The sequence below is a fragment of the Rhodovulum sp. BSW8 genome (assembly GCF_003314725.1).
Lineage (GTDB): Bacteria > Pseudomonadota > Alphaproteobacteria > Rhodobacterales > Rhodobacteraceae > Rhodovulum > Rhodovulum visakhapatnamense.
In genome coordinates this window covers 1-24,034 of record NZ_QNVX01000017.1, presented here as the reverse complement: position 1 = coordinate 24,034, position 24,034 = coordinate 1, and the positions used below count along the sequence as shown (strand labels likewise).

Below are 24,034 nucleotides of genomic sequence, written 5' to 3'. Positions count from 1 at the left end.
GGCCGATCATGGGCCAGATCACTCTCACTTTCCCCGATGGCAATCAGCGCGCGGTCGAGGCCGGGACCACCCCCGCCGAGATTGCCGCGAGCATCTCCAACTCCCTGGCCAAGAAGGCGATTTCGGCGCAGGTCAATGGCCGCCATTTCGACCTGCAATGGCCGATCACCGAAGATGCCTCGATCGCCATCAACACCATGAAGGACGACGCCCCGGCGCTGGAGCTGATCCGGCACGATCTGGCGCATATTATGGCGCGCGCGGTGCAGGCGCTGTGGCCCGATGTGAAGGTCACCATCGGCCCGGTCATCGAAAACGGCTGGTATTACGATTTCGACCGCGCCGAGCCCTTCACCCCCGAGGATCTGGGCCAGATCGAGGCGAAGATGAAAGAGATCATCAACGCCCGCGACCCGGTCCGCACCGAGATCTGGGACCGCGCCCGCGCGATCAAGCATTACGAGGACAATGACGAGCCCTACAAGGTCGAACTCGTCGGCATGATCCCCGAGGATCAGCAGATCCGCATGTACTGGCATGGCGAGTGGCAGGACCTCTGCCGCGGGCCGCATCTGCAACATACGGGCCAGGTGCCGGGCGATGCCTTCAAGCTGATGAAGGTCGCGGGCGCCTATTGGCGGGGCGATTCCAACCGGCCGATGCTGCAGCGGATCTATGGCGTGGGCTTCCGCACCCGGCAGGAGCTGAAGGATTACCTGACCTTCCTCGAAGAGGCCGAAAAGCGCGACCACCGGCGCCTCGGCCGCGAGATGGATCTGTTCCACCTGCAGGAAGAAGCCCCGGGCCAGATCTTCTGGCACCCGAACGGCTGGAAGATCTACACCACGCTGCAGGATTACATGCGCCGCCAGCAGGAACGCGACGGCTATGTCGAGGTCAACACCCCGCAGGTCGTGGACCGCAAGCTGTGGGAAAAGTCGGGCCACTGGGACAATTATCAGGAAAACATGTTCATCGTCGAAGTCGACGAGGACCATGCCCGCCAGAAGGCCGTCAACGCGCTCAAGCCGATGAACTGCCCCTGCCATGTGCAGATCTTCAACCAGGGGCTCAAATCCTATCGCGACCTGCCGTTGCGGATGGCCGAATTCGGGTCCTGCAACCGCTATGAGCCCTCGGGCGCGCTGCATGGCATCATGCGGGTGCGCGGCTTTACCCAGGATGACGCGCATATCTTCTGCACCGAGGACCAGATCGAGGCCGAAGCGAAGAAGTTCATCGACTTCCTGGCGAAGATCTATGCCGATCTCGGCTTCGAGAACTGGCGGGTCAAGCTGTCGACCCGGCCCGAGAAACGCATCGGCAGCGACGAAAGCTGGGACCGCACCGAAGCCGCGCTGGGCTCTGCCTGCCGTGCTGCGGGGTATGAGTACGAGATCAACGAGGGCGAAGGCGCGTTCTACGGGCCGAAGCTGGAATTCGTGCTGCGCGATGCCATCGGGCGCGACTGGCAATGCGGCACGCTGCAGGTCGACCCGAACCTGCCCGAACGGCTGGATGCCTCCTATATCGGCGCCGATGGCGAAAAGCACCGGCCCATCATGCTGCACCGCGCGGTCGTGGGCTCGTTCGAACGCTTCATCGGCATATTGATCGAGAACTACGCCGGCAAGCTACCCTTCTGGCTGGCGCCGCGGCAGGTGGTCGTTGCCTCGATCGTGTCGGATGCCGATGCCTATGTGCAGGAGGTGGTCGCGGCCCTGCGCGCGGCAGGCGTGCGGGCCGAGGCCGATATCCGCAACGAGAAGATCAACTACAAGGTCCGCGAGCATTCGCTGGCGAAGGTGCCGGTGATCCTGGCCATCGGCCAGCGCGAGGTCGAGGAGCGGACCGTCTCGGTGCGCCGTCTGGGCGACACCCGGACCGAAACCGCCGCCTTCGACGGCCTGCTGGCGCACCTGGCCGCCGAGGCGCGCGCGCCCGATCTGGCCTGAGCCGCGCGGCATACCACTGAGAAAGGCGCCGGACGACCGGCGCCTTTTTGCTGTTCAGGGACGCGGACGGTCCGCGTCAGCTTGCCCAGGGACGCGGACGGTCCGCGTCAGCTTGCCAGCGTCAGCGCGGTCGCGGCGTCCCAGCCCAGAAAAAGCCGACCCTCGGCTTCGATCACCGGGCGTTTCATCAGCGTCGGATGCGCGCAGAGCAGATCGAGCGGATCGGCCGCCCGCGCCGCCGCGTCCAGCTCGCGCCAGGTGGTCGACCGCCGGTTCACGAGCCCCGGCCCCAGCGTCTGGAGAAACCGCGCGATGTCGGCCCGCGGCAATGGCGCGTCGCGCACGTCGTGAAATACGACCGGCTTGCCCGTCCGCTCCAGCGCCGCCTTTGCTTTCCGGCAAGTGTCGCAGGTTTTTAAACCGTAAATTACCATTCCAAACCTCGATTGTTTCCGGGCGCAACCTAGCCGAGATTACGGCGCAATCTACAGGGCTCTTGATTTTTTCACGAATCTTACTGCATTGTTTCTTGTGTGACGGCAGACGACCTGGACGACCGCTCCTCCTTCAGGGGCAGCCGGGAGACTGGAAGACCTGGCTGTGACCTGCCGCGCCGCAATCCCGCGGGCGCGGAAACGACCGAGGAGACAGACGATGCCCACCGGCACCGTGAAATGGTTCAATACCACCAAAGGCTACGGCTTCATCGCGCCCGACGATGGCGGCAAGGACGTTTTCGTGCACATTTCCGCCGTCGAACGGGCCGGCATGACCGGCCTGACGGACAACCAGAAGATTGCCTATGAAATGATCGAAGGCCGCGACGGACGCAAGTCGGCCGGGGATCTCAGGGCCCTGTGATCGCTCCTCTGGGCGGTGGCAGCACCGGCTGCCACCGTTACCCGACAACCTGACCTGAGGAGGCCGGAGGAAGGCGGCGCGTCAGACGAGGATCCGCGCCACATAGACCCCGATGCAGGCCGAGACCCCGGTCAGCAAGGTTCCCCAGCAGGTATCGAGCGCCACCTGAACCGGCGACCAGCGCCGCAGCGTGGCATAGTTGGTGACTTCATAGGTGCCGTAAGCCATCGCACCGACCACCATGCCCTCGATCAGCGCCTGCCCCGGATTGCCGCGCACCAGCGCAGGCCAGGACACCAGCCAGACCAGCCCCAGCACATAGGCCAGATAGAAGACCGCCGCCGCCCCCATGCGCGGACGGTCCCGCATCCAGTCGCCGAGATAGCGCGCGAAAAGCGGCTGCATGACCTTGCGCAGCATCAGCGCATCGAGCGCGAGAAACACCAGCGCCGTGACAAGATAAAGACTGATCGCAATGATGACGGACATGACCCTCGCTTTCCCGATTATTCCCTTACGGGCGGCCAACGTTCGGGCGCGGGCGCGGGTTCCCCGCTGGTCCCCCGGACGCCGGTTCGGGGGCCGGTCTCGGGGGCCGGTCTCGGGGGCCGGTTTCGGGCAGGCCGCCCGGACCCGATGTCAATCGGCGGCAGGGCCGGCCATCTGTTCAAGCCCCTGCCCCTGCCCCTGCCCGGGCGCAGGGCAACCGGACCGACGGAGAGAGGCCATGCCCCCGATCACCGGCGGCTGCCTTTGCGGCGCGATCCGCCTTGTGGCCTCCGGCCCGCCGCTGCGGGTGGGCATCTGCCATTGTCCGGACTGCCGCAGGCATCATGGCGCCGTCTTCTACGCAGCGGCGATCTTTCCCGAGGCGGCAGTCGCGATCCAGGGCGACCCAAGCCACGACCGGGGGCGGTATTTCTGCCCGGTTTGCGGCGCATCGGTCTGCGCGATAGGCGGCGATGAGATCGAGGTGCATCTGGGCACGCTCGATACCCCCGGTGTTTTCGTTCAAGCTACGAGACCTGGACTATTCGCCGCGAAAGCTGGGTGCGGACCGTCGCGGATGCCGCGCAATTCGCCCGCGACCGCGACGCGGACGACGCCTGGCTGTCACATCCCGCGAGATTGTGGACGCGCGGCCTGAACAGCTCGGGTCTGTGACGTTGCCAGTCCTTGAGGGTTGCGACGGGGGGGGCGCCGCTTCGGGGCTGAGTGCGGGAGCCGGGTGTTGTAGAGGTGGACGTGGCGCAGGAGGGTCTGCTTGACGATCCTTGCAAGCCCTCATTGATATCATTGCATTTTTCAGTGCACTTTTGGGTGTCTTGCGGCGTTTCCTTCCCAAATCGGCCCCATCGGCATCAAGCCCTGCGACCCCCCCACCTATTGCAAACAACTGAAAAGGCGTGATATTTTTCTTCTCGACATCAAACCATCTGAACCGCGCCAACCGGGGGCGCTGCCCCCGGACCCCCGGGGTATTTCGGCCAAGAAGAAGATGCGAAACGTCCCGTTCTTCTTGGTGCAAATACCCTCCGCGCAGCGGCCGCGTCCCGCAGGGGCGCGGCCCGGCCCAAGGCCGGACAAGCGGGGCGAAAGCCCCGCGCAGGCCGGGCGCGGGAGCCTTCCCGGTTCTGACAATCTGTCGCAGCCCTCGTGTCGCATATCCGCCAAAGACACCACCGACAAAGCCGACACTGTAAAGGGCGGGGCAGGAAATCTCTTTTAAAGCAATGCCCTGAAATCTTGGCACGTTCATTGCTTAATTCCTGTCAGGGACCGAGACCGACAGGAGACAGCCATGATCCAGATCACCGAAGCCGCCAGAGACGCCATGGCCAGCGCCATCGAGGGCGCCGGACGCCCGATCGCCGGATTGCGCCTGATGGTGCAGTCGGGCGGCTGCGCCGGGCTGCAATATGCCATGGCGCTCGAACTGACCCGCGAAGAGACCGATGCCGTGGTCGAGGCCGCGGGCGGCGTCACCGTGCTGATCGATCCGGACAGCCAGGGCTACCTGCTCGGCACCACCATCGACTTCGTCTCGGGGCTCGAGGGCTCGGGCTTCGTCTTCGACAATCCCAATGCCAAAAGCGGCTGCGGGTGCGGCAAATCCTTCTGCTGATGCCCCCGGAGAGAGAGATGCTGGACTATTCCGAAATCCTCACCGACCATTTCCTGAACCCGCGCAACCGCGGCACACTCGAGGGCGCCAATGCGCTGGGCGAGGCCGGGGCGGTGCGCAGCGGCAATGCCTTCCGCCTGACCCTGAAGATCGACGCCGGGCGCATCGCTGCCGCGATGTTCCAGTCGACCGGCGGCGGGCCCGAAGTCGCCGCGGGCTCGGCCCTGACAGAGCTGGTGATCGGCAAGGCGCTTGCCGAGGCGCGCGCGATCGATGCCGATGCCATCGAGGCCGCGCTGGGCGGGCTGCCCGCCGAGGACCGCTCGGCCGCCGAGGTCGCGGCCGAGGGCCTTGTCGCCGCGCTGAAGGACTACGCCCAGCCCCCGGCCTTCCGGGCCGCCCAGGGCATCCGGGTCGCCCAGCCGCTGGGCGTTGCCCCGATCAAGCCCGCGCTGCCCTCGACAGCCGGCGCCCCCAGGCTTTCGGCCAACGAAGAACGCGCCCGGGTCGAGGCGGTGCTGGAGGAAATGCGGCCCCGGTTTCGCGCCGATGGCGGCGATGTTGCCTTCCACGACATTCTGGGTCCCCGGGTCCGGGTGCATCTGAAGGGCAGCTGCTCGGGTTGCCAGTTGGCCGGGCTGACCCTCGGCGGCCTGCAGACACGACTTGCCGAGGAACTCGGCCGGCCGGTCTTCGTCGTTCCCGCCCCCAGCCGTTGAGGACCGCCGCCATGACTGCCCCCTATGTCCCCGACCAGTTCACCCCCGCCCCGCCCCCGGCCGAGATCTGCGACACCACGCTCCGGGACGGCGAACAGGCGGCGGGCGTTGCCTTCTCGGCCGCCGAGAAGGTCGAGATCGCGGTGGCGCTCGACCGGGCGGGCGTGGCCGAGATCGAACTGGGTGTGCCCGCCATGGGCATGGCCGAGGTTGCGGCGATCCGCGAGGCGGGCGCGCATCTGACCCGCGCCCGGGGCGTCGCCTGGTGCCGACTGCGCGACAGCGATCTGGAACTGGCGGCGATGACCGCGCTGTCGCGCATCCACCTGACGGTGCCCGCCTCGGACCGCCAGCTTGCAGGCAAGCTGGGCCGCGACCGCGACTGGGCTCTGAAAGAGGTTTCGCGGCTGGTCCGGCTGGCCGCGCGGGCGGGGTTTCAGGTCTCGGTCGGCGCCGAGGATGCCTCGCGCGCCGATATCGGCTTTCTGGCCCAGCTCGCGCAGGTCGCGGCCGAGGCGGGCGCGATCCGGATGCGGCTGGCCGATACGCTGGGGCTGATGGACCCGTTCGCGGCCCATACGCTGGTCTCGATCCTGGCGCCGGGGCCGCTGCCGCTGGAATTTCACGCCCATGACGATCTGGGGCTCGCCACCGCCAACACCCTGGCCGCCCATCGCGGCGGCGCGGCCTTCCTGTCGGTGACGGTCAACGGGCTTGGCGAACGCGCGGGCAATGCCGCGCTGGAACAGGTCGTGGCGGCGCTGGCCGTTCAGGGCCGGCCGACCGGGGTTGCGCTCGATAGGCTTTGCGGGCTGTCGCAGATCGTCGCCCGCGCCTCGAACCGGCCGCTGTCGCCGACCCGGCCGATCGTCGGTGCCAATGTCTTCAGCCATGAAAGCGGCATCCATGTCGACGGGCTTCTGAAGGACCCCGGTACCTACGAGGCCCAGGCGCTGAGCCCGGCCCGCTTCGGCCGCGCCCGCGAAATCGTGCTGGGCAAGCATTCGGGGCTGGCAGCCCTGATCCAGGCGCTGGCGGCCGCGGGCCTGCCCTCGGACGAGACCACCGCCCGCGCCGTGCTGCCGCTTCTGCGCGACTGGGCCGACCGCGAAAAGCGCGCGGCCACCCCGGCCGATCTCATTCTTCTCACCGCCCGGGCCGAGGCGCTTGCCCGCCATCCCGGACCGACCGAAACCCAAGAACGGAGCCTCACATGACACGCCCCGCGTCCCGGCCGAGCATGCTCGACCAGCTCTACGCACTGTCCTCGGCCGAAGACCTCTTCGCCTTTCTGGACCTGCCTTTCGATCAGGCGGTCCTGAACCGGGCGCGTCTGCATGTGATGAAACGGATGGGCCAGTATCTGGCCGACTCCGATCTCGGCCAGCTTGACGACGAGGGCGTGCGCGCCGCCGCCCGCGCGGCCCTGCAAAAGGCCCATGCCGATTTCGTCAATTCCACCCCGCGCGCCCAGAAGGCGCTGAAGATCTACACGCAACCGCGCGGCAATGTCGTGCCGATGGAGGGGCTTCGGCTGTCTGTCCAATGAGCGAGAAACTGCACGAACCCGACTTCCCCGCCGCCGAGGCCATCGACGCGCCCGAAGAGCCCGTCGAGACCCGGACGGGCCTCAACATCGTCGTCTGCATCAAGCAGGTGCCGGATTCGGCCCAGATCCGGGTCCATCCGGTTACCAACACGATCATGCGTCAGGGCGTGCCGACGATCATCAACCCCTATGACCTGTTCGCGCTCGAAGAGGCGATGCGGCTTCGGGACGATTACGGCGGGACGGTCACCGTCCTGACCATGGGCCCGCCCATGGCCGAGGACGCGCTGCGCCGCGCGCTGGGTCTTGGCGCCGACAAGGCGGTGCTGATCACCGACCGCCGCTTTGCCGGGTCGGACACGCTGGCCACGTCCTTCGCGCTGACCTCGGCGCTGACCAAGCTGGCCGAGGAGGCGCCCATCGACATCGTCTTCACCGGCAAGCAGACCATCGACGGCGACACCGCGCAGGTGGGCCCCGGCATCGCCCGGCGGATGGGGCTGAACCAGCTGACCTATGTCTCGGCCATCGACTCGCTGGAAACCGAGGCCGCCACCATCACCGTGCGCCGCCGGTCCGAGGGCGGGGTACAGGTGCTGCAATCGAAGCTGCCCTGCCTCATCACCATGCTCGAGGACACCAACCACCTGCGCCGCGGCACCCTGCAGGACATGCTGCGCGCCGCCCGCGCGCCGCTGACGGTCTGGTCGGCCGACGATGCGGGCATCGAGGACCCGATGAAATGCGGCCTGCGCGGCTCGCCCACGGTCGTCAAGCGCGTCTTCGCGCCCCAGCCCCGCGCCGAGAAGGCCGAGATGGTCGCCGTCGAGGGCAAGACGCCCGCCCAGATCGGTGACGCGATCCTCGACGTCCTCTTCGCGAAGAGCCCGAAACTCGAGGCGGACGTGTCCGCCAAGATCACTGCGTAAGGAGATCGCGTGATGGCACAAGCTCCGCAAAACCCCGCCAGCAGCCGCGCTGCGATGCAGATGCAGCTGGCCGAGAAATTCAAGAGCTACAAGCATGTCTGGGTCTTCGTCGAGATCGAGCGCGGCAAGGTCCACCCGGTGTCGTGGGAGCTGATGGGCGAAGGCCGCAAGCTGGCCGATGACCTGGGCGTCGATCTGTGCGGCGTCGTTCTGGGCCCGCGCGACGAGGGCACCAAGCAGGCGATCAAGGAGGCCTATCACTACGGCGCCGATGTCTGCTATATCTGCGAGGACCCGCTGCTCGCCGATTACCGCAACGAGCCCTATACCCGGGCGATGACCGATCTGGTCAACAAGTACCAGCCCGAGATCCTGCTCTTGGGCGCGACGCCTCTGGGCCGCGACCTCGCGGGATCGGTCGCGACCACGCTGCAGACCGGGCTGACGGCCGACTCGACCGAACTGAAGATCGCCGACGACAAGTCGCTGGCCGCGACCCGGCCGACCTTCGGCGGCACGCTTCTGTGCACCATCCACACGCTGAACCACCGCCCGCAGATGGCGACGGTGCGGCCCCGCGTGATGGCGATGCCCGAGCCCGACACCTCGCGCTCGGGCCGGATGGTCTGGCATTCGCTGCGGATGAAGGAAGACGACATCGTCACCAAGGTGCTGGAATTCGTCTCGGACGCGCAGGTCGAGAAGGCGAACCTTGCCTATGCCGATATCGTGGTCGCGGGCGGCATGGGGCTGCAACAGCCGCAGAACCTCGCAATGGTGCAGCGGCTGGCCGCGGTGCTGGGCGCCGAATGGGGCGTCTCGCGCCCGCTGGTGCAGAAGGGCTGGGCGCCGGCCGAACGCCAGATCGGCCAGACCGGCAACACGATCCGGCCGAAGCTCTACATCGCCGCCGGGATCTCGGGCGCGATCCAGCACCGGGTGGGCGTCGAGGGGGCGGACCTGATCATCGCGATCAACACCGACCCCGAGGCCAAGATCTTCGAATTCGCCCATCTGGGCGTGGTGGCCGACGCGCTGACCGTGTTGCCGGCCCTGACCGACGCCTTCGCCCGCCGCCTTTCGGCGCGTGCGATGGCCAGCTGAGAGGACTGACCGATGCCTGCTGAACATTTCGATGCCATCGTCGTCGGGGCCGGTCCGTCCGGCAACGCGGCGGCCTACACGATGGGCAAGGCGGGACTGAACGTGCTGCAGATCGACCGGGGCGAATATCCCGGCTCGAAGAACGTGCAGGGCGCGATCCTCTATGCCGATGCCCTGGAACGCATCATCCCCGATTTCCGCGAGACCGCGCCTCTGGAACGCCATGTGGTGGAACAGCGGTTCTGGATGCTGTCGGAGAAATCCCACACCGGCACCCATCACCGGTCCGACACCTTCAACGAGGAAAAACCCAACCGCTATACGATCCTGCGCGCGCAGTTCGACAAGTGGTTTTCCAAGCAGGTGCGCGAGGCCGGGGTCACGCTGATCACCGAGACCACGGTGACCGAGCTGGTCAAGAACGAGGCCGGCAAGGTCATCGGCGTGCTGACCGACCGCGAGGGCGGCCCGGTCTATGCCGATGTGGTGGTGCTGGCCGAGGGCGTGAACGGGCTCGTGGGCCAGCGGTCCGGCCTGCGGAGCGAGATCAAGCCGCAGCACGTGGCGCTTGCGGTCAAGGAAACCCATTTCCTGCCCGAGGAAACCGTGCGCGAGCGCTTCAACCTCGCCGACGAGGACGAGGGTGTGGTGATCGAGGTGCTGGGATCGGTGTCTTCCGGCATGGTCGGGACCGGGTTTCTTTACACCAACAAGGAATCGATCTCGATCGGCGTCGGCTGTCTGGTCGCAGATTTCGCCCGCGAGAAGATCCCGCCCTACGAACTGCTCGACCGGTTCAAGAACCACCCCTCGGTCAAGCCGCTGCTGAAGGGCGCCGAGATGAAGGAATATGTCGCCCACCTGATCCCCGAGGGCGGCTATGACGCGATCCCGCAGCTCACGGGCGACGGCTGGCTGATCGTGGGCGATGCCGGGCAGTTCGTGAACGCGGTCCACCGCGAGGGCTCGAACCTGGCGATGACCTCGGGACGGCTGGCAGGCGAAAGCCTGATCGCGCTGAAGGCGCAGGGCCTGCCCGCGACCAACGACAACCTCAAGCTGTATCGCGACGCGCTGGAAGACAGCGTCGTGATCAAGGACCTCAAGAAATACCGCAAGATCCCGGGGCTGCTCGAGAAGAACCGGCAGCTTTTCACCACCTATCCCGCCTTGCTCAACCGCTCGATGAACGCTTTCCTGCGGGTCGACGGTCGCGACAAGCGGTCCAAGGAAGCCGAGATCCTGAAGGGTCTCAAGACAGCCCGCGGCAACTGGCTCAATGTTGCCTTTGACATGCTTAAACTGGCGAGGGCCTGGCGATGACGGACAAGACCAACGGCAGCAAATCCCCCCGCATGGAAGAGCGGCTTTATCAGAACCGCTACCAGGTGGACGAGGGTCGGCCGCATGTGAAGATCAACCATCAGCCGGGCGGCGACAGCGAAGAGCTGAAGGCGCTGATCAAGATCTGCCCGGCGGGCTGCTACTCGATCAACGAGGACGGCCAGGTCGAGGTGGCGGCCGATGGCTGCATGGAATGCGGCACCTGCCGGATCGTGTGCCAGGCCACGGGCGAACTGGAATGGTCCTATCCGCGCGGCGGCTACGGGATCCTCTTCAAATTCGGCTGAACGCCGCAAGATGAGGCAGCCCGGCCCGTTCCGCGCGGCCGGGCGCCTGCTCACAGGGCCTTCGGTCCCGGGCCGGGCGATCCCGTAATTGCCCCCGGCAACCGTTTCCGTGCTAGGATGCTGCCATGGAGATGACAGTTTCCCAGCGCCAGACCCAGGGTCTGGCCATGACCGCAAAGATGCAGGCGGCGCTCAAGATCCTGCAGATGACCGCGGTCGACCTGTCGGCCTATCTGGCCGAGGAGGCGCTGGAAAACCCCTGCCTTGAAGTCTCGGTGCCGCAGGCGTTGCGCGCCGTGCCGACAGGGGTCGCGGGCAGCGGCGCGGGGTCCGATTTCGACGCGATCGCGGCGCTGGCCTCCGACAAGCCAAGCCTTTACGAGCATGTGTTGCGCCAGATCGCGCTGGCCTTTCCCAATCCGCGCCTCGCCCGCGTGGCCGAAGCCTTTGCCGAGGCGCTGGAGCCGACCGGCTGGCTGGGCGCCGCGCCCGAGACCGTCGCCGCCGCGACCCGGGTGCCGCTGAGCGTCGCCGAGGCGGTGCTGGCGCGGCTGCAGCAGTTCGAACCGGCCGGGCTTTTCGCCCGGGGACTGGCCGAATGCCTCAGGCTGCAGGCCGAGGATCGGGGCATGCTGACCTGGGAACTGTCGGTGATCCTCGACAATCTCGATATGGTCGCCGCGGGCCGGATCGACGCGCTGGCCGACCTGTGCGACGGCACCCCCCAGGACGTGCGCAACGCCCTGCGGTCCATTCGCGGGCTCGACCCCAAGCCGGGGCTGGCCTTCGCCGCGGCCGAACCGCCGATCCTGCCGCCCGATCTGCGGGTGATCCGCAAGGACGGCACCTGGGCGGTCGAGCTGAACCGCTCGAGCCTGCCCGCCATCAAGATCACCGAACCGCCGGACACCGGGCGCGATGCCGCCGCCCGGACCTTCGCTGCCCGCGCCCGGTCGCGCGCGCAGTGGCTGGCCCGCGCGGTCGAACGGCGGCATTCGACGCTGCTGGCGGCGGCGGTCTGTCTGGTGCGGCGGCAGACCGACTATCTGGACAGCGGGCCGCGTCATCTGCGCCCGCTCAGCACCGAGGACGTGGCCGGGGAACTGGGGCTGCATGCCTCGACCGTCAGCCGCGCGGTGCAGCACCGGATGATCGAGACGCCCCGGGGCACGGTGCCGCTGCGGGCCTTCTTCAGCCGCGCCTTCACGCCCGGATCGGGCGAGGACGGGCCGTCGCAGGACGCGCTGATCGCGCTGGTGGGCGACATCGTGGCCAGGGAAAACCCGGCCCGGCCGCTGTCGGATGCGGCGATCGTGACCCAAGCCAAGGCGGCGGGCTTTACGCTGGCCCGCCGCACCGTCGCAAAATACCGCGACGTTCTGGGGATTCCGTCCTCCTACGACCGGCGGCTCACGGCGCGGCTGTCGGCCTGAGCGTCACGCGCTGCCGAAGGCCTCGACCAGCGCCCTCGTCCCGTTTCGCAGCGACAGCATGTCGACGCCGACCGCCGTGAACCCGGTGCCAAGCGCGATGCAGTGCCGGGCGAAATCGGGATCGAGCGTCAGGATACCCGAGGGCACCCCCACGGCCTTCAGCCGGGCGATGGCGCCCTCGATGGCCGCGACCACGGCGGGATGCTCGGGCTGGCCCGGATAGCCCATGCTGGCCGAAAGATCCGCCGGACCGATGAAGATGCAGTCGACGCCCTCGACGGTCGCGATCTCTTCCAGCCGGTCGAGCGCCGCGGCGGTCTCGACCTGCAGGATCAGGCACAGCTCGTCCTCGGCGCGGCGGGTGTAGTCCTCGACCAGCCCGTAGCGGCTGGCCCGCGTCATCCCCGCGACACCCCGCAGCCCGCGCGGCGGATAGCGCATCGCGCGAACCGCCGCCTCGGCCTCGTCGCGCGATTGCACATAAGGCAGCATCAGCGTCTGCGCCCCCTGATCGAGATGGCGCTTGATCAGCACCCAGTCGTTGATCGCCGGTCGGACCACGGCCGAGGCCGCCGGATAGCCCGCCACCGCCTGCAACGCGGGCAGCGCATCGGTCACCTCCATCGCGCCATGTTCGGTGTCGATCACGATCCAGTCGAAGCCGCACGCGGCCAGACATTCGGTGACCGTCGGATGCGGGATCGCGTTCCACACCCCAAGCTGATGGCGCCCCTCCCTCAGCCCCGCCTTGAACCTGTTGACCGGATTTTCCATGCGTCTCCTCCCGCTTGCCCGTAACGGGGCGCAGGCTGCGACGCGGCCGGGCCGGGGTCAAGCCCGGACCGGCGGCCGGGCCGGGCGGGATCAGGTCTCGCGGAAGGCGCGCTCGAAATAGACCGCGAGCGGATGCAGCAGATAGGACAGAGGCGAGCGGTCGCGGGTGCGGATGAAGGATTCGACCGGCATGCCGGGCACCAGCTCGATATTCGGAAGCGCCGCCATCTCGTCGATATCGGGCTGAATCACCACCTCGTAATAGGTCTCGCGCGTCGCCTCGTCGGTCAGCGCATCGGCCGAGACCCGCAGCACGGTGCCCGAGACATTGGGCGTCGTGCGGCTGTCGAAGGTGGTGAATTTCAGCGAGACCGGCTGGCCCGGGAACACCTCGTCGATATCGGTGGTCTCGACCTTGGCCGACACCAGCAGCGCCTGCCCGCCCGGCACGACATAAAGCATCGGTTCGGCCGCCTGCACCACCGAGCCCAGGGCAAACACCTTCGAGCCGAAGACCACCCCGTCGACCGGGCTGCGCACGTCGAGCCGCGACAGCCGCTCGGTCAGGCTCAGTCGGCGTTCCTGCAGCTCGATTTCAGAATATTGCAGGTCGCGCAGCGTGGTGATCGCGTCCTCGCGGCGGCTTTCCTGAAGCCGAAGCCCCTGCACCGCCAGTTCGGAAATCTTGGCGCGCAGCTCGGCCTCCTGCGAGGTCAGCCGGCCGATATCGCCCTCAAGCCCCGCCTCTTCGCGCTGCAGGGCCAGAACCTGGCTCGCGGGCACGAGGTTCTGCTTGTAAAGCGTCATCTTGTCGGCCAGTTCCTTCTCGATCAGGGCAAGCTGCTTGACCAGCGCGCCCTGCTGAGATCCGGTACCGTCGATCTGGTTCTCGATCTGCACGGTCTGTTCGTGCAGCTGGTCCAGTTCCTGCGCCAGCGCGGCCTTGCGCGCGGCAAAGAGCCGGGTCTGGCCGTCGATATGTTCGGCCACCCAGAACGGTTCGATATTGCTGAAACTGTCGAGCCCGCTGAAATCGGGGCTGTCCACGCTGTCGCGCTCGGCCACCAGACGGGCCTTGCGGGCCTGGATCTCCAACAACTGCCGTTCGACGATCATCAGTTCGGACCGCAGGAAGGTGCCGTCGAGCCGCACCAGAACCTGACCCGCCGCGACCGTATCGCCATCCTTGGCCAGGATCTCGCCCACCACGCCGCCATCGGCATGCTGCACGACCTGACGTTCGGATTCGACCTTGATCGTGCCCGGCGCCACCACCGCGCCCGCGATGCTGGTCGCCACGCTCCAGACCCCGATGCCCCCGACCAGGCAGACCACGGCGATCATGCCCACCACCAGCGGCAGCCGGGCGCTGATCTGCGATTTCGCGCTCATCCCTGCGCCTCCTTCTGGGGCACCACGTTCACGCGCGCCGCGCCCATGGCGCGCTGCACCTCGGGCGCGTTGCGGATCACGCTTTTCAACACCTCGTCGCGCGGACCCAGCGCCTTTTGCTGGCCCGCATCGATCACCATCAGCCGGTCGCAGACCGCGATGGCGGTCGGCCGGTGGGTCATGATCAGGACCGACTTGCCGGCGCGTTTCATGTCGGCGACGACCGCGTTCAGCGCCTCGGACCCGTCGGCATCGAGCGCCGAGTTGGGCTCGTCCAGCACCAGCAGCACCGGGTCGTGATAGAGCGCGCGCGCCAGTGCCAGCCGCTGGCGCTGACCGCCCGACAGAAGCCCGCTGCCCTCGATCAGCATGGTGTCGTAGCCCTGCGGCAGCTTGAGGATGATGTCATGCACCCGCGCCAGCGTGGCCGCCTGCACGACCCGCGCCGGATCGGGATTCAGTTCCATATGGGCGATGTTCTCGGCCACGGTGCCGTCGAAGAAGCGCACCTCCTGCGGCAGGCAGCCCATCACCCGGCCCAGCCGTTCGTGGCCGTATTGGTCGAGCGTCGCGCCCGCCAGCCGGACCTCGCCGGTGGTGGGCGGCAACAGGCCCTGGATGATCCGCGCCAGCGTGGTCTTGCCGACGCCGCTTTTGCCGATCACGCCCAGCGCCTCGCCGGGATTGAGCTCGAAGCTGATGCCCTGCAGCACCGGCGGCGCGCCGGGCGCCGAGGCGCGCAGACCGATATTCGTCACCGTCAGCTGCGCCACCGGATCGGGCAACTGGGTCGGCTGGATCCGCTCGGGCACCGTTTGCAGGAACTCGCCCAGCGTCTTCCAGCCGCTGCGGGCACGCTGGATCAGCGCCCACTGGCCCAGCACCTGCTCGATCGGCGCGAGCGCCCGGCCCATCAGGATCGACGAGGCGATCATCGCGCCCGGCGTCACCGCGTGCTGCAGCACCAGATAGGCGCCCAGCGCCAGCAGCCCCGATTGCAGGAAGAACCGGAAGGCGCGCGAGAAGCTGGCAAGCGTACCGCTGCGGTCGTTGGCATCCATGCCCTCGGCGCTGGCATCCTCCTGCATCCGCGCCCAGCGATCCGCCATGACCGAGGCCATGCCCTGCGACCAGATCAGCCCGCCGCCCTCTTCGGCCTGCCGTGCCAGCCGCGCCGCGCGCGAGGACTTAGCCTGCGACCGCTCCAGCGCCCCATTCGTGACCCAGCGGTTGATCAGCGTGGCCAGGATCAGCACGGCGCCGCCGCCGATGGCCGCCAGCCCCAGCAAGGGGTGGAACAGGAAGATCGCGGCCAGGAAGAACGGCGTCCAGGGCATGTCGAACAGCGCCAGCAGCACAGGCGCCGCAAAGAGGTTCCGGATCGCGTCGAGATCGCCGATGGCGGTCGCGCCCGGCCCCTGCCCGCCGCGCAGCGCCGCGCGTTCGACCATGGCCGAGAACACCCGCCGCGCCAGCGACGCCTGCAGCCGCGCGCCGATCCGGGCCATCACCCGGCCGCGGGCATAGTCGAGCAGCCAGTAGAAGAGATAAAGCGCGCCCACCAGGATGAAGAGCGCGACCAGCGTCTCTTCGGACCGCGAGCCCAGCACCCGGTCATAGACCTGCAGCATGAACAGCGGCCCGGTCAGCATCAGCAGGTTGGTGAAGACGCTGAAGACCAGCACCGCGACCAGCAGGCCGCGGCTTTGCGCCCGGCCCAGCGTCAGTTCCTTCTGCGGGGTTCTGAGGCTCATCGCGCGGCCCCCGCATCTCGGCCCGCTGCGGGCACGGGGTCGGGTCCCCGGTCCGGCGCAGTGCAGAACTGGCGGAACAGGCAAGGGGCGGGCTGGCGGGGCCTCATCTGGCGTCCTTTCGGTTCGGCCCCGTTGGCGCGCGGGGCCACGTGCCGCAGTCAAAACGGCTTCTCGGTCACTTTTCAAGCGCACGCATTCACGGCGACGCACGACACCCCCACAGATCGTATTCATGTTACAGTTCGGTTAAGGCCCTTTGCCGCGCGCGCCGCCCGGTGCAGTCTGGCGCCGGGAGGGGACCGATGATCGACAAGCTCGAGATGTTCATAGCGCTCGCGCGCGAGCGCCATTTCGGCCGCGCGGCCGAGGCCTGCGGGGTGACCCAGCCCACGCTTTCGGCCGCAATCAAGCAGTTGGAGGAACAGCTTGGCGTGCTTCTGGTCTGGCGCGGCTCGCGCTTCGGGGGGCTCACGCCCGAGGGCGCGCGGGTGCTGGAACGCGCCCGGGTGATCGTCGCCGATACACGGGCGCTGCGCGAGGAGATGCGCACCGCCAAGCGCGGGCTCTCGGGCGATCTGCGGCTGGCGGCGGTGCCGACCGCGCTGGCCGCGATCACCGCGCTGACCGGCCCTTTGACGCTGCGTCACCCGAATTTGCGAATCACCGTCTTCTCGCGAAACTCGGCGGCCATCGTGCAGATGCTGGACGATCTGCAGGTCGATGCGGGAATCACCTATCTTGAAAACGAGCCGCTCGGCCGGGTCGCCACCGTCCCGCTTTATGCCGAGCATTACAATCTGGTGATGCGCGCCGATCATCCGCTGGCCGGGCGCGAGGCGGTGCCCTGGGCCGAGGCCGCGTCCGAGCCTTTGTGCCTGCTGACCCCCGACATGCAGAACCGCAGGATCGTCGACCGCCACCTGGCCGAAGCGGGTGCCGTGGCCCGGGCGCGGCTTGAATCGAATTCGCTGCTGGCGCTCATCGCCCATGTGCAGGCCTCGGGCTGGGTCACGATCCTGCCCTTGCGCAGCGCCCAGCCGTTTCTGGGCACCGGATCGCTGGTCGCGGTGCCGCTGACTGAGCCCGTGGCCGAGCATGTCGTCGGGCTGATCGCGCCCCATCGCGAACCGATGACGCCGGTGCTCGATGCCCTGATGGAGGCCGCCCGCAAGGCGGCTTTTCAATAGATTATTTCTATCGCCCGACGAATCGCGGGCATTGATCCCGCCGGGGGCGAGTCGGCACACTATGGCATGCAAAGGGAGGACTGCATGACCACCGACATCATCGCGCGATGCCGCGGCATCGCCGCGGCCCATGCGCATCTGGACGGCCCGCTGCTGCCCGTGTTGCATGCCGTTCAGGAAAGCTTCGGCCATGTGCCGGTCGCGGCCTATCCGGCGCTGGCCGAGGAACTGGGCCTGAGTGCGGCCGAGATCCATGGCGTGGTCAGCTTCTACCCCGATTTCCGGACCGAGCCCGGCGGCCGCCGGGTGCTGCGGGTCTGCCGCGCCGAGGCCTGCCAGGCGAAGGGCGCGGCCGCGCTGGGCGAAGATCTGAAGGCGCGGCTTGGGGTCGAGTGGCACGGCACGACCGAAGATGGCGCGGTGACGCTGGAACCGGCCTATTGCCTGGGGCTTTGCGCCTGCGCGCCCGCGGCGCTGGTCGATGACCGTCCGCTGGGCCGGGTCACCGCCGACCGGCTGGAACGCCTGGCGCGGGAGGGATCGGCATGAGCCTCACGCTGTATCTGCCGCTCGACGCGGCCGCGCTGGCGCTGGGCGCCGACGAGGTGGCGACGGCCCTTCGGTCCGAGGCCGAGGCGCGCGGGCTCGATCTGGTGCTGAAGCGAACCGGCACCCGCGGCATGGTCTGGCTGGAGCCTCTGCTGGAAATCGAGGAAAACGGCCTGCGCATGGGCTTCGGCCCGCTCGAGCCTGCCGATGTGCCCGCGCTGTTCGACGGCGCCTTCGAGGATCACCCAAAGGCCCTCGGCCCGGTCGAACAGATCCCCTTCTTCGCCCGCCAGACGCGTCTGGCCTTCGCCCGCTGCGGCATTGTCGAGCCTCTGGATCTTGACGCCTACCGCGCTCAGGGCGGCATGAAGGGGCTGGAGCGGGCGATGACGATGACGCCCGAAGAGATCGTGGCCGAGATCACCGCCTCGGGCCTGCGCGGCCGGGGCGGCGCGGGCTTTCCGACCGGCATCAAGTGGAAGACCGTGCTGGAGGCCGAGGGCGCGCGCAAGGCCGTGGTCTGCAATGCCGACGAGGGCGACAGCGGCACCTTTGCCGACCGGATGCTGATCGAGGGCGATCCGTTCTGCCTGATCGAGGGCATGGCGATCTGCGCCCGCGCGGTCGGTGCCGAGCGGGGCTATGTCTACATGCGCTCGGAATATCCGCAGGCGATCGCGATGCTCGACGCCTCGCTGCGCGTCGCGCGCGAAGCGGGCATTCTGGGCGATCACTTCGACATCGAGGACCGGGTCGGCGCCGGGTCCTATGTCTGCGGCGAGGAAACCGCGCTTCTGAATTCCATGGAGGGCAAGCGCGGCATCGTACGCCCCAAGCCGCCCTTGCCCGCCCATAAGGGCTTCATGGGGCGGCCGACCGTCGTCAACAACCTGATCACGCTGGCCTCGGTCCCGGCGATCCTGTCGGAAGGGGCGGATCACTACCGCTCCTTCGGGCTGGGCCGCTCGCTTGGCACCGTGCCGCTGCAGATCGCGGGCAATGTCAGATATGGCGGGCTTTTCGAGGCGGCCTTCGGCATGACCATCGGCGAGCTGATCGAGGGTGTGTGCGGCGGCACCGCCTCGGGCCGTCCGGTGAAGGCGGTGCAGATCGGCGGGCCTCTGGGCGCCTATTTCCCCCGGTCGCTGTTCGACACGCCGCTCGGCTATGAGGAATGCGACGCGGCGGGCGGACTGATCGGCCATGCCGGGCTCGTGGTCTTCGACGATACGGTCGAGATGGGCGCGATGGCCCGCTTTGCCATGGAATTCTGCGCGGTCGAAAGCTGCGGCACCTGCACCCCCTGCCGGATCGGCGCGGTCCGGGGCATGGAGACCATCGACCGCATCCTCGCGGGCGATCCGGCCGCGCCCGCGATCCTGGCCGATCTGTGCGAAACCATGCGCGCGGGCTCGCTTTGTGCGTTGGGGGGCTTCACCCCTTACCCTGTGGAAAGTGCTCTGCGCCACTTCCCCGAGGATTTCGGCGGGGCACGGGAGGCGGCGGAATGATCGTGTCCGAAATGCCTTCGATGGCGCAACGCTCCGCCGTCCTGTCCCGAGGTATCCACCCCTCTGGCCCGGGCGCCCGGCCCGCGCCGCGCCCGATCCTCCCCAAGGGAGGGCGCATTGCGACGTTTCAAGCAGCGGAACGCGTGGCGGCAGATTGCACCATGAACCGCGCCGATCTTCTCTCAGCCGACGCCCTCCCCGGATCGGGCGCGTCCCTTTTCGCATCGCATGACCAATCCGCCAGCCCGGAGGCCAGCAGATGAAAGACTTCATCCTTCCCGATGCCGATTTCGGCACCCCCGCCCGCCGGTCCGACAAGACCGTCACCCTCACCATCGACGGCACGGACGTGACTGTGCCCGAAGGCACCTCGGTCATGCGCGCCGCCGCCATGGCCGGGATCGAGATCCCCAAGCTTTGCGCCACCGACAGCCTGGAACCCATCGGGTCCTGCCGGCTTTGCATGGTCGAGATCGAGGGCCGCCGCGGCACGCCCGCCTCCTGCACCACGCCCGCTGCGGACGGCATGGCGGTCCAGACCCAGACGCCGAAGCTCGCCAAACTGCGGCGCGGGGTGATGGAGCTTTACATTTCGGACCACCCGCTCGACTGCCTGACCTGTGCGGCCAATGGCGACTGCCAGTTGCAGGACATGGCGGGCGCGGTGGGCCTGCGCGAGGTGCGCTATACCCCCGGCGCCAACCATTTCGAGCCCCGGCAGAACGGCGAGGCCAACCCGCGCTACGAGGCCAGGGACAGCTCGAACCCCTATTTCACCTATGACCCGTCGAAATGCATCGCCTGCTTCCGCTGCGTGCGGGCCTGCGAAGAGGTGCAGGGCACCTTCGCGCTGACCGTCGAGGGACGCGGCTTCGAGGCGCGGATCGCGTCGGGCACCACCGATTTCCTGAGTTCCGACTGCGTGAGCTGCGGCGCCTGCGTGCAGGCCTGCCCGACCGCGACGCTGCAGGAAAACGCGGTGATCGAGATGGGCACGCCCGACCGCGCCATCGTCACCACCTGCGCCTATTGCGGCGTGGGCTGTTCCTTCCGGGCCGAGATGAAGGGCGACCAGCTGGTGCGCATGGTGCCCTGGAAGGACGGCAAGGCCAATCGCGGCCATAGCTGCGTCAAGGGCCGCTTCGCCTTCGGCTATGCCGCCCATCCCGACCGCATCCGGAACCCGATGATCCGCGAGACCATCGACCAGCCCTGGCGCGAGGTCTCGTGGGACGAGGCGCTGGCCTTCACCGCGCAAAGGCTGCGCGCGATCCAGGCCGAAAGCGGCACCGGCGCCATCGGCGGCATCACCTCGTCGCGCTGCACCAACGAGGAGACCTTCCTCGTGCAGAAGCTGATCCGGCAGGTCTTCGGCAACAACAATGTCGATACCTGCGCCCGGGTCTGCCATTCGCCCACGGGCTATGGCCTCAAGACCACCTTCGGCACCTCGGCGGGCACGCAGGATTTCGACAGCGTCGAGGCGGCCGATGTGGTGCTGGTGATCGGCGCCAACCCGACCGACGGCCACCCGGTCTTTGCCTCGCGGCTGAAAAAGCGGCTGCGGCAGGGCGCCCGGCTGATCGTGGCCGATCCGCGCCGGATCGATCTGGTCAAGGGCCCCCATGTGCAGGCCGCCCATCATCTGGCGCTGCGACCGGGGACCAATGTGGCGCTTCTGACCGCCATGGCCCATGTCATCGTGACCGAGGGGCTGACCGACAGCGCCTTCATCGCCGAGCGCTGCGATGCCGAGGCCTTCGCCGACTGGGCCGCCTTCGTCTCGGAAGACCATCTTGGCCCAGAAGCGACCGAGGCGCTGACCGGCGTACCGGCCGATCAGGTGCGGCAGGCCGCACGGCTTTATGCCACGGGCGGCAATGCCGCGATCTATTACGGGCTGGGGGTGACCGAACACAGCCAGGGCTCGACCACCGTCATGGCGATCGCGAATCTTGCCATGGCGACCGGCAATATCGGGCGGCCGGGTGTCGGCGTGAACCCGCTGCGCGGCCAGAACAACGTGCAGGGAAGCTGCGACATGGGCAGCTTCCCGCATGAGCTGCCGGGCTACCGCCATGTCCATGACGCCGGGACCCGTGCCATCTTCGAGCGGCTCTGGAAGGTGACGATCTCGGACGAGCCGGGGCTTCGGATCCCCAACATGCTGGACGCGGCCGTCGATGGCAGCTTCCGCGGGCTTTACGTCCAGGGCGAGGACATCCTGCAATCGGACCCCGATACAAAGCACGTCGCGGCGGGGCTGGCGGCGATGGATTGCGTCATCGTCCACGATCTTTTCCTGAACGAGACCGCGAATTACGCCCATGTCTTCCTGCCGGGCTCGAGTTTCCTCGAAAAGGACGGCACCTTCACCAATGCCGAGCGCCGGCTGAACCGCGTCCGCCGGGTGATGGCGCCCATGACCGGGCTGGCCGACTGGGAGGTCACCATGGCGCTGGCCAATGCCATGGGCGCGGGCTGGGACTATGCCCACCCCTCCGAGATCATGGACGAGATCGCCGCCACCACCCCCAGCTTCGCGGGCGTCAGCTACGGTCTGCTCGACCGCGAGGGCTCGGTGCAATGGCCCTGCAACGCGGCCGCCCCCAGGGGCACGCCGGTCATGCACGAGGCGGGCTTCGTGCGCGGCAAGGGGCTGTTCGTCATCACCGACTATGTGCCGACCGACGAGCGCACCGGCCCGCGCTTCCCGCTTCTGCTGACGACGGGGCGCATTCTCAGCCAGTACAATGTGGGCGCCCAGACCCGGCGCACCGCCAACACCGCCTGGCATGGCGAGGATCGGCTGGAGATCCATCCCCATGACGCCGAGACCCGGGGCATCGCCGAGGGCGACTGGGTGCGCCTCGCCTCGCGCTCGGGCGAGACCTCGCTGCGGGCCACCCTGACCGACCGGGTCAGCCCGGGCGTCGTCTACACCACCTTCCACCATCCCGAGACCCAGGCCAATGTGGTGACCTCGGACTATTCCGACTGGGCCACCAACTGCCCCGAATACAAGGTGACGGCGGTGCAGGTGGCGCTGTCGAATGGGCCCTCGGACTGGCAGGAGGATTACGCCGCCCATGCCCGCGCCGCCCGCCGCATCCTGCCCGCCGCGGAATGAGCCCGGATGCGGGCCTGGACAACATCGCAGGTGCAGAGCCTCGGCCCCGACGGGGCCGCGCCCGACATCCGGCGGCTGGCCGAGGAGGTGCCGGTCGCGCTGTGCTATGACGGCACCACCCATGCGGTGATGCTGGCCAGCCCCGCCGATCTTGACGATTTCGCGCTGGGCTTTTCGCTGACCGAAGGCATCGTCGAGCGCCCCGGTCAGATCGCGCGGATCGAGCGTGCGGATCATGACGAGGGGATCGAGCTGCGGATCTGGCTGGCGCCGGGTCTCGGCGCGCGGCTGGCCGGGCGGCGCCGCCGCATGGCGGGGCCGGTCGGTTGCGGGCTTTGCGGTGTCGAAAGTCTTGCCGAAGCGAGCCGTCCGCTGCCGGTGCTGCCGCCGGACGGGCTGTGCCTGACGCCGCCCGAGATCGCCGGGGCGATGACCGCGCTGAGCCTCGCCCAGGAGCTGCACGGCGCGACGCGGGCGGCCCATGCGGCGGGGTTCTGGACCCGCGCGGAGGGGCTGGTCGCGCTGTGCGAGGATGTCGGGCGGCACAATGCGCTCGACAAGCTGGTGGGACGGCTGGCCCGGCTGGGGCGCGACGCCTCGGGCGGTGCGATCCTGCTGACCTCGCGGGTCTCGATCGAGCTGGTGCAGAAGGCGGTGCTTGCCCGCGCACCGGCGCTGATCGCCGTCTCGGCGCCGACCGCCCGCGCCGTCGCCGCGGCAGACGCCGCGGGGCTGACCCTCATCGCCCGGGCGCGCGGTCAGAGTTTCGACATTCATACCCATGCCCGGCGGATCGCTGCGGAGGAGATCCAACATGACCCCTGACAAGCTGGCCTATATGGCCAATCAGATCGCAACCGCCTTTGCCCGCCTGCCCGATGACGAGGCCGAGGCCGCCATCGCCGCCCATATCGACCAGTTCTGGGACCCGCGCATGCGGGCGCGGCTGCTGAGCCTGGCCGAAAGCCCGAAAACCGGGCTTTCCGACCGGGCGCGTGGCGCGGCGGCACTGATCCGGCGGCCCGAGACCGCCTGAGGGCGTCGTCCGTCCGGATCGGGCGGGCGCTAGCCCTGCCACTCGAACCTCAGCGGCAGGGTAAAGCTGTAGCGCGCGGCCTCGAGCCCCCGGGGTGCGGGCGGGAACCGGCCGGCGCGGCGCACCGCCGCCAGCGCGGCCTCGTCGAGGCGCGGGTCGCCCGCGCTTTGGACCAGACGGGCCGAGACCAGCCGCCCGTCGCGCGCCAGCACCAGCTCGATCAGCGCCCGGCCGCTGGCCCGCGTGCCACGCGGATAGCGGTGGCTGCGGTCGACCCGCGCCAGGATCCGCGCGCCCCATTCGGCCTGCAGCGCCGAGGCCCGGGCAGGCGTCAGCGTCGGCGCGCCGCCGGTGGCCCCCGCCCCGGCCTCGGCGGCCTCTGACCGGCCCCGCGC

23 protein-coding genes and 1 pseudogene are annotated in these 24,034 nt (G+C 68.3%); 18 read left to right on the top strand and 6 right to left on the bottom strand.

Features of this window, described 5'->3' with window-relative positions:
- Positions 1-8 precede the first annotated feature (8 nt).
- Positions 9-1,955, top strand: coding sequence for a threonine--tRNA ligase (gene thrS / locus DSD19_RS10735; protein WP_113669583.1), 1,947 nt, complete (start codon positions 9-11; stop codon positions 1,953-1,955).
- A 107-nt stretch (positions 1,956-2,062) separates the two neighbouring features.
- Here the strand turns inward: thrS and DSD19_RS10730 are convergent, their stop codons facing one another.
- A complete protein-coding gene (locus tag DSD19_RS10730; protein ID WP_075786426.1) occupies positions 2,063-2,389 on the bottom strand; it encodes an arsenate reductase family protein in 327 nt (108 codons plus the stop codon).
- 220 nt (positions 2,390-2,609) lie between these two features.
- Here DSD19_RS10730 and DSD19_RS10725 point away from each other — a divergent pair, with 220 nt between their 5' ends.
- Positions 2,610-2,816 (top strand): cold-shock protein, encoded by a 207-nt coding sequence (locus DSD19_RS10725; protein ID WP_075786427.1) that lies wholly within the window; start codon positions 2,610-2,612, stop codon positions 2,814-2,816.
- Between the two features lie 81 nt (positions 2,817-2,897).
- Here the strand turns inward: DSD19_RS10725 and DSD19_RS10720 are convergent, their stop codons facing one another.
- Entirely contained in the window at positions 2,898-3,296 is a 399-nt protein-coding gene (locus tag DSD19_RS10720; protein WP_371412582.1) for a DUF2177 family protein, read from the bottom strand.
- 247 nt (positions 3,297-3,543) lie between these two features.
- On the opposite strand from DSD19_RS10720, the pseudogene DSD19_RS10715 reads away from it, so the two are divergent.
- The 10 genes and pseudogenes from DSD19_RS10715 (at position 3,544) to rpoN (ending at position 12,306) form a co-directional block, all read left to right on the top strand.
- Positions 3,544-3,980: pseudogene (locus DSD19_RS10715) on the top strand (GFA family protein).
- 637 nt (positions 3,981-4,617) lie between these two features.
- Positions 4,618-4,941: an iron-sulfur cluster assembly accessory protein gene (locus DSD19_RS10710; protein ID WP_075786430.1), complete on the top strand. Its 324-nt coding sequence runs from the start codon at positions 4,618-4,620 to the stop codon at positions 4,939-4,941.
- 17 nt (positions 4,942-4,958) lie between these two features.
- Positions 4,959-5,660, top strand: a complete 702-nt coding sequence (locus DSD19_RS10705; protein ID WP_113669581.1) for an iron-sulfur cluster assembly scaffold protein — start codon at positions 4,959-4,961, stop codon at positions 5,658-5,660.
- Between the two features lie 11 nt (positions 5,661-5,671).
- Positions 5,672-6,877, top strand: coding sequence for a homocitrate synthase (nifV, locus tag DSD19_RS10700; protein ID WP_113669580.1), 1,206 nt, complete (start codon positions 5,672-5,674; stop codon positions 6,875-6,877).
- Complete coding sequence (locus DSD19_RS10695; RefSeq protein ID WP_113669579.1) at positions 6,874-7,209, top strand: nitrogenase-stabilizing/protective protein NifW; 336 nt, start codon at positions 6,874-6,876, stop codon at positions 7,207-7,209. Before nifV ends, DSD19_RS10695 begins: the two co-directional genes overlap by 4 nt.
- Positions 7,206-8,138, top strand: coding sequence for an electron transfer flavoprotein subunit beta/FixA family protein (locus DSD19_RS10690; protein ID WP_081382163.1), 933 nt, complete (start codon positions 7,206-7,208; stop codon positions 8,136-8,138). Before DSD19_RS10695 ends, DSD19_RS10690 begins: the two co-directional genes overlap by 4 nt.
- A 12-nt stretch (positions 8,139-8,150) precedes the next feature.
- Positions 8,151-9,242, top strand: a complete 1,092-nt coding sequence (locus DSD19_RS10685; protein WP_113669578.1) for an electron transfer flavoprotein subunit alpha/FixB family protein — start codon at positions 8,151-8,153, stop codon at positions 9,240-9,242.
- A gap of 12 nt (positions 9,243-9,254) precedes the next feature.
- On the top strand, positions 9,255-10,565 hold the full coding sequence (locus DSD19_RS10680; RefSeq protein WP_113669577.1) for an FAD-dependent oxidoreductase: 1,311 nt from the start codon (positions 9,255-9,257) through the stop codon (positions 10,563-10,565).
- Positions 10,562-10,873: a ferredoxin family protein gene (locus DSD19_RS10675; RefSeq protein WP_113669576.1), complete on the top strand. Its 312-nt coding sequence runs from the start codon at positions 10,562-10,564 to the stop codon at positions 10,871-10,873. The genes DSD19_RS10680 and DSD19_RS10675 overlap by 4 nt, the downstream gene beginning before the upstream one ends.
- A gap of 125 nt (positions 10,874-10,998) precedes the next feature.
- On the top strand, positions 10,999-12,306 hold the full coding sequence (rpoN, locus tag DSD19_RS10670) for an RNA polymerase factor sigma-54 (RefSeq protein WP_113669575.1): 1,308 nt from the start codon (positions 10,999-11,001) through the stop codon (positions 12,304-12,306).
- Between the two features lie 3 nt (positions 12,307-12,309).
- Here the strand turns inward: rpoN and DSD19_RS10665 are convergent, their stop codons facing one another.
- From DSD19_RS10665 to DSD19_RS10655, 3 genes are all read right to left on the bottom strand, one after another.
- Complete coding sequence (locus tag DSD19_RS10665) at positions 12,310-13,080, bottom strand: HpcH/HpaI aldolase/citrate lyase family protein (RefSeq protein WP_113669574.1); 771 nt, start codon at positions 13,078-13,080, stop codon at positions 12,310-12,312.
- 90 nt (positions 13,081-13,170) lie between these two features.
- Positions 13,171-14,472 (bottom strand): HlyD family type I secretion periplasmic adaptor subunit, encoded by a 1,302-nt coding sequence (locus DSD19_RS10660; protein ID WP_113669573.1) that lies wholly within the window; start codon positions 14,470-14,472, stop codon positions 13,171-13,173.
- Entirely contained in the window at positions 14,469-16,226 is a 1,758-nt protein-coding gene (locus tag DSD19_RS10655; protein WP_113669572.1) for a type I secretion system permease/ATPase, read from the bottom strand. The genes DSD19_RS10660 and DSD19_RS10655 overlap by 4 nt, the downstream gene beginning before the upstream one ends.
- A 302-nt stretch (positions 16,227-16,528) precedes the next feature.
- Here DSD19_RS10655 and DSD19_RS10650 point away from each other — a divergent pair, with 302 nt between their 5' ends.
- From DSD19_RS10650 to DSD19_RS10625, 6 genes are all read left to right on the top strand, one after another.
- Positions 16,529-17,413 (top strand): LysR family transcriptional regulator, encoded by an 885-nt coding sequence (locus DSD19_RS10650; protein WP_075786441.1) that lies wholly within the window; start codon positions 16,529-16,531, stop codon positions 17,411-17,413.
- A gap of 84 nt (positions 17,414-17,497) precedes the next feature.
- A complete protein-coding gene (locus DSD19_RS10645) occupies positions 17,498-17,962 on the top strand; it encodes a formate dehydrogenase subunit gamma (RefSeq protein ID WP_113669571.1) in 465 nt (154 codons plus the stop codon).
- Entirely contained in the window at positions 17,959-19,473 is a 1,515-nt protein-coding gene (locus DSD19_RS10640; protein ID WP_113669570.1) for an NADH-ubiquinone oxidoreductase-F iron-sulfur binding region domain-containing protein, read from the top strand. Before DSD19_RS10645 ends, DSD19_RS10640 begins: the two co-directional genes overlap by 4 nt.
- Positions 19,474-19,732: 259 nt before the next feature.
- Positions 19,733-22,603, top strand: a complete 2,871-nt coding sequence (gene fdhF, locus DSD19_RS10635) for a formate dehydrogenase subunit alpha (protein WP_113669569.1) — start codon at positions 19,733-19,735, stop codon at positions 22,601-22,603.
- Positions 22,604-22,609: 6 nt separating this feature from the next.
- A complete protein-coding gene (gene fdhD, locus DSD19_RS10630; RefSeq protein WP_113669568.1) occupies positions 22,610-23,428 on the top strand; it encodes a formate dehydrogenase accessory sulfurtransferase FdhD in 819 nt (272 codons plus the stop codon).
- Positions 23,418-23,639, top strand: a complete 222-nt coding sequence (locus DSD19_RS10625; protein ID WP_075786446.1) for a formate dehydrogenase subunit delta — start codon at positions 23,418-23,420, stop codon at positions 23,637-23,639. Before fdhD ends, DSD19_RS10625 begins: the two co-directional genes overlap by 11 nt.
- A 29-nt stretch (positions 23,640-23,668) precedes the next feature.
- Here the strand turns inward: DSD19_RS10625 and DSD19_RS10620 are convergent.
- Positions 23,669-24,034 (bottom strand): energy transducer TonB (locus tag DSD19_RS10620; protein ID WP_133260402.1); only part of this gene is annotated, 366 nt, incomplete at its 5' end.